At 33.1% G+C, this 14,269-nt stretch carries 13 protein-coding genes; all 13 read left to right on the top strand.

The features are described 5' to 3' along the window. Window positions 1-4 precede the first annotated feature (4 nt). A complete protein-coding gene (locus ERL59_RS06455; protein WP_160645376.1) occupies window positions 5-166 on the top strand; it encodes a hypothetical protein in 162 nt (53 codons plus the stop codon). A 42-nt stretch (window positions 167-208) separates the two neighbouring features. Beyond that, the gene (locus ERL59_RS06450; protein ID WP_160645375.1) at window positions 209-361 is read left to right on the top strand and encodes a hypothetical protein; all 153 of its coding nucleotides are present in this window, start codon (window positions 209-211) and stop codon (window positions 359-361) included. A gap of 118 nt (window positions 362-479) precedes the next feature. Next, complete coding sequence (locus tag ERL59_RS06445; RefSeq protein ID WP_160645374.1) at window positions 480-1,247, top strand: phage tail domain-containing protein; 768 nt, start codon at window positions 480-482, stop codon at window positions 1,245-1,247. Between the two features lie 5 nt (window positions 1,248-1,252). Beyond that, window positions 1,253-4,486 (top strand): phage tail protein, encoded by a 3,234-nt coding sequence (locus ERL59_RS06440; protein WP_160645373.1) that lies wholly within the window; start codon window positions 1,253-1,255, stop codon window positions 4,484-4,486. 15 nt (window positions 4,487-4,501) lie between these two features. Further along, window positions 4,502-4,657: a hypothetical protein gene (locus tag ERL59_RS06435; RefSeq protein WP_160645372.1), complete on the top strand. Its 156-nt coding sequence runs from the start codon at window positions 4,502-4,504 to the stop codon at window positions 4,655-4,657. After that, on the top strand, window positions 4,641-4,811 hold the full coding sequence (locus ERL59_RS06430) for a hypothetical protein (protein WP_160645371.1): 171 nt from the start codon (window positions 4,641-4,643) through the stop codon (window positions 4,809-4,811). Before ERL59_RS06435 ends, ERL59_RS06430 begins: the two co-directional genes overlap by 17 nt. A gap of 89 nt (window positions 4,812-4,900) precedes the next feature. After that, window positions 4,901-11,113 carry a hypothetical protein gene (locus tag ERL59_RS06425; RefSeq protein ID WP_160645370.1) on the top strand — a complete coding sequence of 2,071 codons (6,213 nt, stop codon included), beginning with the start codon at window positions 4,901-4,903 and terminating at the stop codon, window positions 11,111-11,113. Between the two features lies 1 nt (window position 11,114). Next, complete coding sequence (locus tag ERL59_RS06420) at window positions 11,115-12,050, top strand: hypothetical protein (protein WP_160645369.1); 936 nt, start codon at window positions 11,115-11,117, stop codon at window positions 12,048-12,050. Continuing rightward, complete coding sequence (locus tag ERL59_RS06415) at window positions 12,050-12,184, top strand: XkdX family protein (RefSeq protein ID WP_160645368.1); 135 nt, start codon at window positions 12,050-12,052, stop codon at window positions 12,182-12,184. The genes ERL59_RS06420 and ERL59_RS06415 overlap by 1 nt, the downstream gene beginning before the upstream one ends. A gap of 114 nt (window positions 12,185-12,298) precedes the next feature. Continuing rightward, a complete protein-coding gene (locus tag ERL59_RS06410) occupies window positions 12,299-12,601 on the top strand; it encodes a hypothetical protein (protein WP_160645367.1) in 303 nt (100 codons plus the stop codon). A gap of 11 nt (window positions 12,602-12,612) precedes the next feature. Continuing rightward, a complete protein-coding gene (locus ERL59_RS06405; RefSeq protein WP_160645366.1) occupies window positions 12,613-12,867 on the top strand; it encodes a hypothetical protein in 255 nt (84 codons plus the stop codon). Window positions 12,868-12,897: 30 nt separating this feature from the next. Beyond that, a complete protein-coding gene (locus ERL59_RS06400; protein WP_235929812.1) occupies window positions 12,898-13,665 on the top strand; it encodes a peptidoglycan recognition protein family protein in 768 nt (255 codons plus the stop codon). Beyond that, window positions 13,665-14,051, top strand: coding sequence for a hypothetical protein (locus ERL59_RS06395; RefSeq protein WP_160645364.1), 387 nt, complete (start codon window positions 13,665-13,667; stop codon window positions 14,049-14,051). The genes ERL59_RS06400 and ERL59_RS06395 overlap by 1 nt, the downstream gene beginning before the upstream one ends. The last annotated feature ends 218 nt before the right edge of the window (window positions 14,052-14,269 follow it).

Raw genomic sequence — 14,269 nt, 5'->3', positions numbered from 1 at the left:
TATCATGATTAGAAATGAAAGAAAAAACAAAATCTCAACTACTAAAGTTAAAGGTATAGGGAAAATCGCATATAGTACTTATAATCAAGGATTTACCCCTCTTAAAGAAATCATTGTTAAAGAAAAATCAGAGGCTAAAAGTTATAATAAACCAATAGCAAAATAGAAGATCTCATTCAAGGGATCTTTTTTTATTGCAGGAGGTAGAATGTTAAAAATAATTTTAGAATCATTAAGTAGGAAAAATAAAAAAATTTCATCAACAATGATAGAGCTAAAAGGCGATATTCCTTCAGGTGTTTATAATGAAGGTTTTGCCCCTCTGAAACATGATATGGTTAAAAAAACAATAGTTAAGTAATTTTTTAGATTTAAAAAAGACATTTAATTGTCTTTTTATTTCAGTTAATAAATGATAAATAAAATAAATATATCCAATAAAATTAGTCTTTTATTGGATGAAAATCGGAGGTGATAAATTGGATTCAACTTATTTTTCCTATAATGGAATCAGAAGTGAAACAATGGGAGTGCAGTTAGTTAAAACAAAACCAGGACTTATTGGCGAACCTTATTTGCCGGATAAGGAAATAATATTAGAACGAAACATTGGCGAACCCATTTCATATATTTATGGATACCAGGACAACCCTGCAAAATATAAAATCACACTTACACTAGACGATGGTTTATATTGGACTACCGTTAAACGAAGAGAAATAGCAAGGTGGCTAGATTGTGGTAAGTTTGCTGAATTTTACTCTGTTGACGATGTTAATAAATTATACTTTCTGTGTCTAGAAGGTGATAGTGAACTTATAACTAATGGAAACCAGCAAGGCTACGTTGAACTAACCTTTCTTAGTATCTCACCTTATACATATACACAAAAGTATCAAAAAATATATGATTTATCGGATATATCAGAACCAACAACAATTGAATTTGATAATCTAGGTGATGTCTCATTGTTTCCAGAATTAAACATTCTAAAATATGGTGATGGAGAACTCCAAATTACAAACTTGTCCAACGAAGGACGGGTTTTTTTGTTCTCTGAATTATTTGACGGAGAAACAGTGAATATGGACAATAAAAAACGATTAATACAAACATCTGATCCTGATTTATATAGGTATGATTCGTTTAATATGAACTGGCTTGAATTAGTATATGGATCTAACAAATTGGAAGTTAAAGGTGCTTGTAAAATTGTTTTTAACTACAGATTCGCAATGAAAGGATGATAGGAATGCTAGCAGTAGATTTTAATAACGAACCTGAAAAAGTTCAGCTTTATTTATGCAAGCCAGACCGTACAACAATTGCAGTGCTACATGAGGCAAGAGACAGAAGAATCACATTTAACTACGGTGGGGTTAGCCAACTATCATTTACTCTCCCAACTAAAATAATGCAGGATTTTGAGCCGATAGATAATCCTCATATTCCGTTGATTCGCGGCGATTACTTGATTCGATATGAAAAAGGACATGAAAAAATCTATTTTATAATTACGAATCCAGAAGTTAATACATCAGATGGCGAAGAAGAGAAAACGGTCGAGTGTATGGAGTTGCAGTATGAATGGAAAAACAAATTAATTCGGAATTACACTGGGACAAAAAAGTTATATGACTCTTCAATTGATGATGATGGTGTCTTGAACGATACATTGCTTGCAAAAACAGACTGGAAAGTAAAATATATTGATCCCAGTATTGAACTTAAATATAGGACGTTTGATGAAACACAAACGGATCTTTTAGAATTTTTCTACAATAACTACGATAGGTATGGAGATATAATTCCAATCATCGATACAATCAATAAAGAAGTTTCGTTTTACTTTTCTGAGAATCTGGGTGTCAATGAAGGTTTAACAATTGAGCAAGGCAATTATCTCAAGAGTTTGAGTGAAAATGAAAATTTTGATGATGTCGTAACCAGGCTTTATATTTATGGAAAAGACAATATAAGCATTAATTCAAAAAATCCTACTGGTGTTGATTACATTGAGGATTTTTCTTTTTATATGTATGGATTTGAACGTGATGAAGAAGGTAATGTGATTAGTCATAGCCCTTACATGAGTGATGAATTGTGCATTGCTATAGAAGAATATAACGAGCTTTTAGAATCAAAAGATGGTCAATTTACGATATTGCTGGATCAAAAATCTACGTTACAATCTGAACAAACAACTTTAAAGAATGAACTTTTCGAACTCGAAACTGAACTAAAAATCATTGAAGACAATATAGATACTGCAGTTGCAGTTGGGGATGATTTAAGTGACCTTAATGAGCAAAAGGCAGAAAAAGAGAATCAAGTTGTTGATAAAGAAGATGAGATTATAGCTAAGCAGGCAGAAATAGAAAATGTAGAAATACAAATAAGTGAATTGCAATCAGAAGTAGCAGTTGAAAATAACTTCGCGGAAGAGTTAATTATTGAAAGAAACAGGTTTATTAAAGAACAGGTTTGGCAAGACAGCAACTATTCCTCTGCTGACGATTTATATGAGGAAGGTGTTGAACGATTAAAAAGACTTAGCCAACCAATAATTTCATACGAAATAGATTCTATTGATTTTCTAAATGCTCTAAACACACCTCATGATTGGAACAGATTAAAATTAGGTGGAATTATTACGGTTCGATATTCGAATCTAGGAATTGATCTGAAGGCAAAAGTAATAAAAATTGAACACGAGATTGATGGAAATAAATTAAAGCTTACGATTGCCAATCATAAAGATATAAAGAATGGATTTCTTAAATTTGCAGATTTACTTCAACGTGCTGTAAGTACAAGTACAACCGTCGATATGAGTAAATTTAAATGGGATCTAGCAGAAGAAACAAATACAGAGATGAGACAACTATTAGAGCAAGAATGGGATGCCAATAAAAGAGCAATTTTATCGGGTAAGGATTTAAACTATTCTCTTGATGAACGAGGATTAACATTAAAGAGTCCTGCAGATGATTTAAATTATTTAAGAGCCGTGCATAATGTTTTGGCCATAACGAATGATGGGGGAAATACATTCAAAAACGCGATTACATCTCAAGGCGTTATTGCTGAGAGGTTGTGGGGACAAATTATTGCCGGTGAGAATCTAACGATACAAAATGAAGCAGGAACTTTCACATTTGATAAAGATGGTGCAACTTTAGATGGTGCAACGTTAACTATTATAGGTGGTTTGTCTGAAGGCAATCTGGATTCTGGATTTGTTGAGAGTATAAACACGCTACAAACAGAAATAAGTAAATTTTCAGATGATGGCTTTATTCAATTTGCAGAATCTGAAAATTTAAAAATTAATTTAAATCAAGTCAAATCTGAGTCAGTTGATTTTATTGATGCTGCAAATAAATTAGAAATAACAACTGAAAAAACTAATTATGAGAATGCCCTGACTACACTTGAATCTGAAATAAAAAATTGGATCGATCAAATAAATTATCCTATGGTAGTTACCGAAGAAAATAGAATTAATATAAATAGCAAGTTTGATGATGTACAAAATAAAAAATCAAAATTAATTAATAAAATTATGTCTGTTAGAGAGCAAGCAGCAAAAGATTATACTGATGCTAATGGTTTTCCCTTTGATAATTGGGAATACTCAGATACGACATTAATAGATGGCGGACAAATTAAATCCGGCACAATTGAAGCAGAAAGTATACTGGCTGGAATCTTAGTGGGATTTACAATTAAGTCAAAAAAGAACGATCAACCAAACAGGGTAGAAATAGCAGAAGATAAAATAGAAATCATTGGTGAAGAAGAATACACTCGAATTGCAATTGAGGCAGATCCTCATAGTATAAATTTCTATAATCAAGATAGTAACGGAAATGAAAAGAAAGTACTTTCAATGTACTCATCATATAGTTCTGAAACTGGGTATGAATCTGCAAGTGTAATGTCTTATGGGAATTACTCTATTTCTACTTATAAAAACGAGGATACAATAGCTCCGGGAAGCTTAAGATTGCATTCTAGTGGTAGGTTATCGCTTTTTTCTGAAGAGCCAGCATCAATTACAGGAGTGGGGAGTGTGTCTATAAGTTCTGGAGTAGGTGGAGATCTTTTTTTAACTGGGGACACTACGCTAATTGGAGATTTCTTAGCCATTGGAGGAACTAAGAATGCAGGTGTTCTTACATCTCTCGGATATGTAGGGGTTAGTGCTTATGAGACAGCAGAATATTATTTTGGCGATATTGGTAAAGGTGAAGTTTCTAGTGGAGAATGCAGAATAGATATAGACAATTTGTTTAAAGAAACTGTTAATACAGAAGTTGAATATCATGTCTTTTTAACGGCTTATGGAAGTGGAACTATTTATTTATCAGAGAGACATACAGACTACTTTATTGTGAGGGGCGATGACATTCAATTTGCGTATGAAATCAAGGCAAAAAGAAAAGATTTTGAGGACTACAGATTAGAAGTATATGACATTTAGAAATGTGGTGATAATTTGCTCTATAAAGTGTTGGTGAATAACAATGGACAGATAATAGAAAAATTTGTATCTGCTGAAGAAAAAATAGAAATCGATAAAAATAAGAAGAGACTAAGAATTGAAAAAAATATTGTTGAAAATATTATAAGGGAGGATGAGGGGACTGAATAATAAAGTAGAGTCTTTAGACATTATTGATATACTCTTAGACGAAATTAAATCGAAGTCTAGATCTGAAGCAATTCTTAAAGCACAGTTAAAGCAACTAACAATAGAAAATGAACGACTTAAAAAGCAAAAAAGTAATGATAAAAATAAAAAATAATACCCGATAAAACTAGACTTTTATTGGAACAAACAAAGCATCTCGATTAAGAGGTGCTTTTTGATTTGCAAAGAAAAGGAGATGGCAGGTTGAGTTTTGAATACAATGATCCAATTTTAACAAAACGCAGAGCTGGTACTGATGATGATCCATACATAGACATTAGTGAATCGGTGTTAGTTGTAAATTCTAAAGCACTACTTAAAGAAATTCCTGATAGATTTCATAAAGTTAAAGTTACTGGGGACGCAGTTGAATGGGTAGAGAAATCGAGTGGTGAGCTAGATGAAAATCAATTCACTATAGATTATGTATCGAATATAGTCACATTTCATAGTTCCAGGAATGGATTGCAATTAAATTTCCAATACAAGGGTACTGGCCTACATTACATCCCATCTACCATGGTATACACCGAACAAAATGATGGGGAAGTCGTAAAGACATTAAAAGGTGATATAGATGAAATTTATGAAACTCTAGATAATGAAGTTGAAAATGTACAAGAATTAAATTCGGGAATAGCAAAAGAAGAAGACAATCGTGTGACAGCAGAAGAAATTAGAGAACGACAAGAACAAGAACGTCAAACAAATACTGCTGAAGCAATCGTAAATACTGAAGCAGCCACAAACAGTGCTAATAGTGCAGCCACTACCACTAAATTAAATTACTTGAATCCAGTTGACAGTTTTGCAGATATTGCAATTACTTATCCATCTCCATCGTTGGGAGATGTAGTCCAGGTAAAAGATACAAATGATTGGTACAGGTACAATGGATCTGAATGGATTAATATCCATTCTTTGAATTTAACTGGATATGCAACGACGAATGCTTTATCTACTATCGATCATGCCAAAGCTGAAATAGTACGTAATAGTATCCACTCAGGTTTTCTAAATCTTTCAGAATTAGACTTATCAGAGCCAAATAAAATTAAGATTTTACAGGACACTGTTGTTAATGTTAATGGCTATTTAAACACTATTTCAGCAGGAACGATTATAGATTTACCACCTGCACCAACGGAGGGAATACGTGAGGATCTTGTTTTCTTTGAAACATACTTTCCTATAGAGGGTAATGGATATGAAATGAGTTGGAGGTTTAGAAGTGTTGCAGGGGTTGATTTTGAAACTTATTCTGAAGGAATTTTTGATCATAATATCATTAATTATTCAGAAAAAAATGAGTTAGTTAAACCACAAGGAGGAAACTCTGAACCTATCAGTCCAAACAATGCCATGTATATGTTTTTTGGTGAAAGTATATATAATAACCCACATGCTACTACACATCATGATTCAGAGTATTTTTTACATTTCAACGATCTAGGAATGTTTATTGCTGGTAATGGTTCTGATACTTCAAAAGATGCCTTACTCACAGCAGACGGCTACGTCTATGCCATCCCTATGTTTCGTATTAAACGTAGAAACAGTGGAGGATATAGCGTTGAAAATACGAATGGTGCTAGGGAGTATTATGTACTAGATTACACTTTTTCCCCAACATTAAATGATAATGAAGTAAGGCAAATATCTATAGCAGAATTAGATTATGGAAAAGTTGTGGTTGGTGATACTTGGTACTCTAATGATACAACTTGGGGGTTTAAGGTCTTATCTAAAGATGGAACAAACAAAATAACCATAGAACATTTTGGCAGCAGTGGTGTGACTGATGCAAGAGGTTACATTTACACCTCAGACCGACCAGACAATCTATTTTCCAACATCATAGATCAACGTGACGTCATCGACCTACGCCACAAAGTATCCCTTACAAGTGTAGATTACAACAAAGTTATGCAAGAAGAATTTAATCGTTTGCTAGAGGGTAAAAACGGAAATGTCGACATGAAAAAAGAATATTTTGGATTGGAGAAAGCTCCTAGTTATGTTGAACCTGAGTTGCAAGCTGTAAAGGTGTTAGGTAATGATGGGATTACTAGGGAATTGGTTAATTTAATAGGAGTTCATGGAGATATCTCTAAAAATGGAATAGATGGATGGATCAATAATGGTTCTAGGTCTATTTTAACCTTAGAAGATGATTTAATAAAAGTTGAAATAAATGACGATATTACTGCAACTGCTTATCATGCTAGTTATGTAGTAAATGAAAATTCTTATTATCTAGTTATAGCACAAATAAAAAATGGGACAGCAACAAGCACAAAACTATATGTAGATGGAGATGTTGTTAGTGGAGACTATAGAAGTAGTGCATTGGTAACTGATTCACAGTTTAAATATTCATATGTAAAATTAGAACCTGATAGTTTTAAAAGTGATGCAACTCGTATTAATCCCCATGTTTATATTAATGGCATAGACGGCGAATATGGTTACGGTAAAGATTTTGCAGTATATGAAATAAATAAAGAAACCTACGATAAAATAGATGTTGACCCTGAATTCACAGGTGAGGAATTGGTGAAAAAACTCCCATATGTGAATAATTATCCTAATATTGTTGAGAATTTACTTAAAGACCCACTATTTAATAATGTCGACACGCTTAGTTCCGATTTTAGAAATTATAATGCTACTGATTATGACATAGTAAATGATATATTTTATATTACGAATACAAAATCACAGCAATTAAAAGCAACCAATACAGGAAATACTGGTTATAATCCAATGAACAAAGGGACTTATCTAGTTCTTAAGCACATAGAAGGGATAATATACACTTTTTCGTTCTATGGAAAAGGGTGGGAAGATAAAAAATCAATTGATTATTATAATAATGACAATCTATCAATAATATCTTCTAATAAAAAATCTTTAGAAAATGGGTGGATTAAATATAGTATTACTTTTTCGATACAAGGGAGCGATGCACGTTTATATATCAGACCTAATGGAAATAACACTTATGATTTTACAGCTTATATAAATGCACCAAGTCTTTCCATAAGTGAGCAGCCTAATCCAGTATTCGTCCCACATGGAAAATGGTACGTTCCATACGACTACGCCAACGGAGAAATAAATACTAGATTCGATTTAACCGACCAAAAACGCATCCTATCCGATGCACAAACAAGTCAAAAAGTGTCCGATAAAATAGAAGTTTTATCTAATGGACATTTACCACATATAGAGGTTGCACAAAGTGTTGAGGGTGAATGGATATCAGGAGATACGATTAAAATTAATGGTTATGATGGTATTGTTAGTGGTGTGATTGATGAAGATACAGCATTAACTAAGATTATTAGCTATGCAGATGGTCAAACTCACAAAGATTTAACTGTAGACTCTACAAAATTCACAGTAACTGATGTGTCGAAACTCTCCATAGGAGACACTTATAATCTTTGGCAACCAGACTACGAAATAGATTATAGTTTAACCATTACTGTAATTGATATAGACGTTGACAATAATATTGTTTCAACGGATGTAGAATACAACAGTTCTGACATAAGCACCTATTGGATAGTAGAAACCACAGCAGACACATCAACTCCAAAGGTCAAAGCTGATGGTATCATCGGAACATGGACAAATCTAGCAACAAGTGAAGCAACCTATACTATAGACACACCGCCAAGTGATAATACAGCAGATATTTTGATTGAGTATAGTATTAACTATGCAGGTGGAAACGGAATTGAACATGTACCAACTGAAGTGCTGGAAGGTGAAGTGAATAAGCAGAAGTTAGTTAAATCTGATGAGGGTATTGTGACGATTAAGGCTAATTTTGAGGGGAAATATGGTGGGGATACGGACTTAAACCCTCATATAACAAAGGCCGTTGGAAATGGTGAGCATTTATACAGTCCTGATGAATTTACACATGAGATTACGGATATTAATTATAGAGAAATAAGTAAACATGATAATATATCATATGATTCAGCAACAGAGATAAATTTAAATCAAACTCAACACATATTCTCCTTCAACATCATCCGAGCCATCACCGACAAACTAGGCGAAGGTTTTTTTGAAGGTTGCGTGACAATTGAAGATAAGGTGCAAAGATTGAAGGATAGGATATATAGAATAGCATGTAATTGGTGGGGATATGGTTGGAGTCCTAGTGGGAATAAGGCTATTTTAAGTGGGTGGAGAAATGATGATAATTCATGGTATTTTTACGAGCCTGCCACTCATACAAATAGTGCTGTAACAAAAATTGATTTTACTGTAAATATGAACAATCATCCGCAATATATTGATGATAATGGTTTTGCCCACTATCTAACCTACACCGATCCAGCAGTAGATGTAAAAACATCACTATTATTTCCTATAGATGACACAATTGAAACAGGGGAAGAAAGAACGTACATTATTTCAGAAAATATAAGAGACTATGTGAAAATAGGAGATTATCTTTCTCATACGGAATCTGGTGAAAATCTTTGGAAAGTAGTTGATGTAAATGGAATCCAGTTTACTTTAGAAAGAATTAATGATACAGCAAGAGTCACAGCAGGCCAAGAAGCTATTTATGATTTTAAGGTAAAATCTACCATCTATACAGATTACGTTGAGTTGGAAATCCAAGTCGATGTATCCGAAACAGGATATGATGTACATGTTCCAGAAAATGAGTTTCCAGTGATGACTGAGAACCTTTTGACAACGAATCAGGCATTTCCTGTGGATGTGAAAGGATTTTATATTTACGATAATAGCTCTTATGTAGATGCAGTTGATAAAGGAGTAATAGAAATTTCCTATAAGTCGGACGGAAATGATAATGCTATTATCGGTTTTTTGAACTATATTGACAACCCTCCTTTAAATGAATATGTGACATATTCTGCGGTTATAGAAGCCTTATATGATGAAGAATTTCGCTATTCAGTTAATCTTTATGACAATATAGCAGGCTCTACTGAAACGCAAACAACTATGAAAAAAGGAGAAAAGCGAAGAATATATGTTACTAAAAAGTTTGATAAGAATAGTACTGCAAATTATTTCTATTGTTGGGCGCTTAATAAGGAACATATAGATATACCTGATAGAACACCTATGTTAAGATGTTCTAATTTCAAAATAGAAAAAGGCATCAATCCTAACCCAACATGGACACCAGGGCGAAAATCTAAACCCACGTTAAACTATTTGGGGAAAGTCGTAGGGGATGATATTAGTGTACCGCATAAAGCATACAATTTAGAAGCGACAGATATCACAACCCTAACACCTTCTGATTTTGTAACTGAATTAACAGATTATAATTATAATTCTTTATCTAAAATGGATGGTAATTTACTTAGTAATTATGTTACAAATGATAATTCGTATAGAGCCAATTTATTCGAATTCGACCTATCCCACTTAGGCTTATCTCTATCAGAACTAAAAGAAGTTATCCGTAAACTCACCGTTTCATGGACTGGATACGGTCAAGGTGATGATGGGAGTGGTGGATTGGCTTATGGGGTAAAAATAATGTATTGGCGTAATGATATAAGCTCTTGGTTTGAGTATTCAGGTGGTTCAAACAATTCATCAGTTCCTAGCACAACAATATCTAGCTTAGGGGATGGAAGTTCAGTAAATGTTACCACCAACAACCAAAAAGTCTATATCCTAGTCCACAGTACCCATCCAGCAGGAGTAAACAGTGACAGTATAGTATACACCGACTACATCAAACTAGACGTAGAACTAAGCGAAGAAATAGACTACGTCAAATCCAACGTCATCAAAGTCCGTAAAGAAACAAAGGAGATAAAACTAGAATATCTCATTAGAGATTACCGCACAGGAATAACGGATAGTGTGGCTCTTTGGTATGACCATGTGCCGTATCAAGGGTTAGAAACTAAAGAAGGTAAGATATTAACATTGTCTAATGATTTGGTTGTGACAACTAGAGGAACAGGGGATATTCATCATAGGGAGTATACTGACAGTGAATCAAAAATCAAAATCCTTTCACCTATACTCCCTAAAGGAACTGATGTATTTGATTATTTGCTTTTGAATGAAAAAGTTGAGTTAAAAAATCATTCTAGTTATGGTAATGCAGACATGCCTTTTATTCATATTCCAATAATTAATTCTTGGCTTAACTCTCAAAGTGCAACTATTGGTTCCATTAATAGCAGTTTACCAGCTTTCATTGGTCAAGATTTGGCATATCCAATCCCACATTTAACTATAATTTTTGGTCTTGTAGTAATAAATGAAGAAATCTATTTACGAGTTAGAACACGTTATGGGAATGATGCAATATGTATCTCAGGTGGAAGTTCACATAATTCAGAAGAAGCAGATTACAAAATTACAGGAAATCCACTAATCAAGGAGGTGTAAAATGGATACTGTAATTATAAGCATAAGCACTAACAAGGTTGTGGGACTCAATCGAGATCCACAGCCTTTTGAATATGCAATCCAAAATGTGTACTTAGAAAATGCACAAAAAACAATCTATAACATTGAACAGAAACAAAAGTTTGACGAGGAAGGTAACGTTTTATACTTGCTTTCTCAACCTCAGTTAGAAGTGAATGAAACAATCACTAAGATAATTGAAACTACTGAAACAACGGATGATCCAGTGACGAATATAGAGACAATTCAAATACCTTTACTAGATGACCAAGGAAACCAAAAGACATACGAAAAAACAGTCAAGGGCGAAACTATAGAATTTACCGATGAACCCGTCATTGAGCAAGTGTGGAATGAAGAAACCGAGACATACGATGATATTCACAAAACGGATGATGAAGGAAACCTACTCTATTGGGGGCAAGTCCCTACAGGTCAAATGATTCCACTCTTTACTGCCGACCAAGTAGAAGTCCATCAAATGGATGATGAGGAAAACCTACTCTACTACAAAGAAATCGAGGAAACTATAACAAACTATGAAGATCAAGAACCTCTTGAAATCACCGAAGATCACGAAGAATGGACAGAAGAATTAGAACTTGCATATGAAGATATTGAGGTTACTGAAGTAATCACTTTTAAAACTCATATGACTAAGTTTACTTATGATGATGTAATGGATATTAAATCTAGACCTGTACCCCTTACAACGGAAGATGAACTTGAATTACTAAAAGAAGAAAATGCAAATCTCATTTTTGATTCTTTACAAAAGGAGAGTCAAATCGAAGAGTTAGAAAGTGAAAATGCTACACAGTTTCTTGATTCACTTGAAAAAGAAAATCAGATTGAAGAACTAGAAAGTGAATTAGCTGGACTTACATTATCACTTGTTGAGGGAGGTGTCATTTAATGGATTGGAAAAAGATTGTTGAGCGATATTATCCGAAGTATTATACCATTGACCAGGTGAAGGTTTTTGTTGAGAGAGAAAAGATTACTGAAGCTGAGTTTTTGGAGATTACAGGTGAAGAATATGTAGCTTGATTCGTTCGATAAAATACCGATTTTATCAGTCGCTTTTTTTCAAAGAGTGGCTTTTTTTCGCTACTCTTTTTATATAGATTTACTATGACCATAAATTGGAGGAATTGATTTGAAATGGATAAGCAAGATATTGAGAGACTGGCAAAGTTAGAAGCTGAGATTAAGGCAATGCGTGATTTGATAATGAAAATGGATAACAAGCTAGACACCTGGAATAAGACTTTTATCCCTAGAGATGAGATTAATGAAATGTTCAGAAGTCGAGACAAAGAGATTAATGAATTAACACAAAATTTAGAGAAGTTTAGAGAAGGTTCAACAACTAAATGGGAGCAACTTTGGTCAAAATCAGTTTGGTTTTTAATAGGGATTTTGGGTTCTATTTTAACGATATTACTAAAAGAAACACTTGGTTAGGGAGGATTTAAATGAATAATTTATTTGATAAGGTCTTTTCTGTTGATGAAGTAAAGGTTAGTGCATTAATTCTAATATTTTTAATTTCATCATTCTTCGGATTAACGATGTATGTATTAGATGGTGATATCTCAGATAATTTACTTACTTTTATGAGTACTCTGATATATGCAATAGCAGGAATAAATGCTTTTAACATGGCTAAGGAAGCAATAAGTGGTTTTAATAAATCAAAAAAAGAAGGAGATAACGATATTCCAATTTAAAGAAAGGGATGATTAAGTTTGAGTTTCAAAATGAAATATTCAATTAATAAGAAATACCTCACTTCTGGCACAAAAAGGCGTTCAGGAATCAAGATGCCAAGAGTGGGGTTTATTGTTGCTCATGATACTGGAAATGATGGTTCAACAGCTTTACAGAATATTAAATATTATGAGAATTCTAGAAATATAATGAGTGCTTCTGCTCATATTTTTGTGGATCACACTGGGATTTATGAGTGTATTCCAGCATTAACAGGAACACCAGAAAAGGCGTGGCATGTTCAGTATCAAAAAACGATGGATAATCAATTATTTGGAGACGATGCCAATGATATTGCTATCGGTGTTGAGCTTTGCTATTCATATAAACGAGGAAATATCAGTAATGAAGAATCTTATAAAAGATATGCTTGGATACTAGCTTATATTTGCTACAAATTTGGATTGAATCCATCAAAAGCTATTGTTGGACATCATATTTTAGATCCTCAGAGAAAAACTGATCCCCAAAATTCACTTTCAAAATTGGGAAAATCTTATGATCAATTACTCAAGGATGTAATCAAGGAATATTATGAATGTTTATCTAAGGAGGAAGTTATAATGAAATTAAAAGATTGGGAAATTAATTTAGCACATCAAGCTATTGATAATTTGAATAAGAAAGATTTAGTAAATAACGCTGAAGATTGGAAGAAGAAAGTTTCTGAAAAACCTCAAGATGTCATCAATGATATGCCTTGGCTGTTCTTCGTCATGTTAGATAGATTGAGTGATAACGATAAGGAGGAGAAATAATGGAAACAGTTTGGATTATATTAATTAGTGTTGTAATAATTGTTATTGGATTATTTTTATATCCATATTTGAAGAGTAAAGGTTATGTAACCCATGATTCTATTAAATTAACAGATCAACTTTTATTGTTTGTAAAGATCATAGTAAGTAAAAACGTTGATGTTGATAATAAAGAAAAGTTCGAGTCAGTATTCGATGCAATTCGAGATATTATATTGTATGCTCAAGATGTTGATGAAAGTGAAGATTTAGAATATATAAAACAAGAAACAATTACAGCTATTATTTCTAGATTAAAGTCTTTAGAAGTTGAGATTGATTATGAGAATGAGCTTTTGATTGAAATCATTGTTGAGAATGCTTTGGGGTTTGAGGCACGAGCGTAATATTTAATCTACTTTCAAAAAATGATGTCAGGTGCAAAGTAAACTAAATTTTATTTTAAATAAATAATTAAGGAGGAAGAGAATTTGAAAAATTCTCTCTTTTTCCTTTTTTTATTTACAGCGTGGGAGTGAAATATCATATACTTTTCGGCTTGGAAACCCACTCCTTCAGGGGTGGGAGGAAAAGCAGTTGCCTTCTTTATTTTTTCGCTATTTAA

The sequence above is a fragment of the Chengkuizengella marina genome (assembly GCF_009910845.1).
Taxonomy (GTDB): Bacteria; Bacillota; Bacilli; order Paenibacillales; family KCTC-33759; genus Chengkuizengella; species Chengkuizengella marina.
This window is presented reverse-complemented; position numbering and strand designations above follow the sequence as displayed.

Coding starts and splice junctions, on each gene's coding strand:
- ERL59_RS06440 (WP_160645373.1), top strand. CDS start 1,253: ATGCTAGCAGTAGATTTTAATAACGAACCTGAAAAAGTTCAGCTTTAT.
- ERL59_RS06415 (WP_160645368.1), top strand. CDS start 12,050: ATGGATTGGAAAAAGATTGTTGAGCGATATTATCCGAAGTATTATACC.
- ERL59_RS06405 (WP_160645366.1), top strand. CDS start 12,613: ATGAATAATTTATTTGATAAGGTCTTTTCTGTTGATGAAGTAAAGGTT.
- ERL59_RS06455 (WP_160645376.1), top strand. CDS start 5: ATGATTAGAAATGAAAGAAAAAACAAAATCTCAACTACTAAAGTTAAA.
- ERL59_RS06450 (WP_160645375.1), top strand. CDS start 209: ATGTTAAAAATAATTTTAGAATCATTAAGTAGGAAAAATAAAAAAATT.
- ERL59_RS06400 (WP_235929812.1), top strand. CDS start 12,898: ATGAAATATTCAATTAATAAGAAATACCTCACTTCTGGCACAAAAAGG.
- ERL59_RS06420 (WP_160645369.1), top strand. CDS start 11,115: ATGGATACTGTAATTATAAGCATAAGCACTAACAAGGTTGTGGGACTC.
- ERL59_RS06395 (WP_160645364.1), top strand. CDS start 13,665: ATGGAAACAGTTTGGATTATATTAATTAGTGTTGTAATAATTGTTATT.
- ERL59_RS06410 (WP_160645367.1), top strand. CDS start 12,299: ATGGATAAGCAAGATATTGAGAGACTGGCAAAGTTAGAAGCTGAGATT.
- ERL59_RS06430 (WP_160645371.1), top strand. CDS start 4,641: ATGAGGGGACTGAATAATAAAGTAGAGTCTTTAGACATTATTGATATA.